Origin of the sequence: Paraburkholderia sp. 31.1 (assembly GCF_014397645.1) — a bacterium.
Lineage (GTDB): Bacteria > Pseudomonadota > Gammaproteobacteria > Burkholderiales > Burkholderiaceae > Paraburkholderia > Paraburkholderia tuberum.
On sequence record NZ_VZQN01000144.1, the window covers coordinates 1 to 1,658 of the forward strand.

The following is a 1,658-nucleotide window of genomic DNA, read 5'->3' on the forward strand; positions in this document are numbered from 1 at the left end:
CCCCCGGCGTCAGACTACTTGTCGTGTTATCTGAATCTTATAGACATGGTCCGGGGGCGGTAAAATCAGGGTGAATGAAAGCCTACTCAGCAGAAAGAAAAGAAGCGCTGGTGCGTCGCATGATGCCGCCGGAAAACGCGTTGGTCTCAGCGCTGGCCAGAGAAACGGGGATTACCGAACAGACGTTGTACACGTGGCGCCGACAGGCGAAAGGACAAGGGCTGGCCGTGCCGGGCGATGGGAAGAATCCCGAGGGATGGTCTTCGGAAGACAAGTTTGCAGTAGTGCTGGAAGCCGCCCCGCTCAACGCAGCGGAACTGGCCGAGTACTGCCGGCGCAAAGGACTCTATCCCGAACAGATCGCGGCGTGGCGAGCGGCCTGCCAGGCAGCCAACGCGAATGCCACCGAGCAGGCACGCGAGCAGCGCCACCAGTCGAAAGACGACAAGCAGCGCATCCGGCAGCTCGAGAAGGAATTGCAGCGCAAGGAGAAGGCGCTAGCGGAAGCGGCGGCGCTGCTGATTCTGAGAAAAAAAGTCCAGGCGATCTGGGGAGACAAAGAGGACGATTGATCAACGTCCCGGATCGCCTGTTATGTATATCGTTGATACGCGAGGCGGCGCAGTCAGGCTGCCGGCTGGAGAAGGCTTGCGACGAGTTGGGCGTGAGCCTGCGCACGTTTCAGCGCTGGGTCGGTGACGGTGACACGGTACGTGCCGATGGTCGTACCACGACCGAACGGCCGCCGCCGGGCAACCAGTTGAGTGAGGCTGAACGGCAACAGATTCTTGAGGTAGCCAATAGTGCGGAGTTTGCCAGTCTGCCGCCCAGCCAGATCGTGCCGAGGCTGGCCGATCGCGGCGTGTATGTCGCATCGGAATCGAGCTTTTACCGCGTGCTGCGCAGCGCCTCGCAGCAGCACCATCGTGGTCGTGCGCGCAAGCCCTCGACCCGGGTAGTGACCAGTCATTGCGCGACGGCGCCCAATCAGGTCTGGTCGTGGGACATCACCTGGGTACCTGCGGCGGTCAAAGGACAGTATTACTACTGGTACATGATGCTGGACGTGTTCAGCCGCAAGATTGTCGGTCACGAAGTGCATGAGGCCGAATCGGCAGAACTGGCCGCGTTGCTGATGCGGCGTGCCAGTCTGGCAGAGGGCCTGGCAGGACGTCCCCTGGTGCTGCACTCGGATAATGGCAGCCCGATGAAAGGTGCGACGATGCTTGCCACCCTGGAGAACCTGGGGGTCGTGGCCTCGTTTAGCCGACCACGCGTGAGTAACGACAACCCGTACGCAGAGTCGCTGTTCCGGACCTGCAAGTATCGGCCCGACTACCCGCGCAAGCCGTTCGGCAGCGTTGATGAGGCGCGGGCCTGGACGCAGCAGTTCGTGCGCTGGTACAACCATGAGCACAAACACAGCGGCCTGAAATTCGTCACGCCGGCCCAGTGTCATAACGGCGTGGCGAATGCAGTTCTTGCGCAACGTGAGATCGTTTATGCGGAGGCCAGGCAGCGCAATCCACGGCGTTGGTCCCGATCGACGCGCAACTGGAAATTGAAGGATGAAGTCTGGCTCAATCCGGAGCGCATGCAACCGGAAGAACTAAAGCAGTGCGCATGAGGTGACGCGACAAGTACGTTGACAACCGCCG

Annotated in this window: 1 protein-coding gene; it reads left to right on the top strand. The window is 60.9% G+C overall.

The genetic code is table 11. The features are described 5' to 3' along the window. The first annotated feature begins 74 nt into the window (after positions 1-74). Positions 75-1,627, top strand: a protein-coding gene (locus tag F6X37_RS35655) for an IS3 family transposase (protein WP_244168772.1) whose coding sequence is annotated in 2 segments (ribosomal slippage) — positions 75-537 and positions 537-1,627 — 1,554 coding nt in all. Because the reading frame shifts where the segments join, the coding sequence is not laid out codon by codon here. The last annotated feature ends 31 nt before the right edge of the window (positions 1,628-1,658 follow it).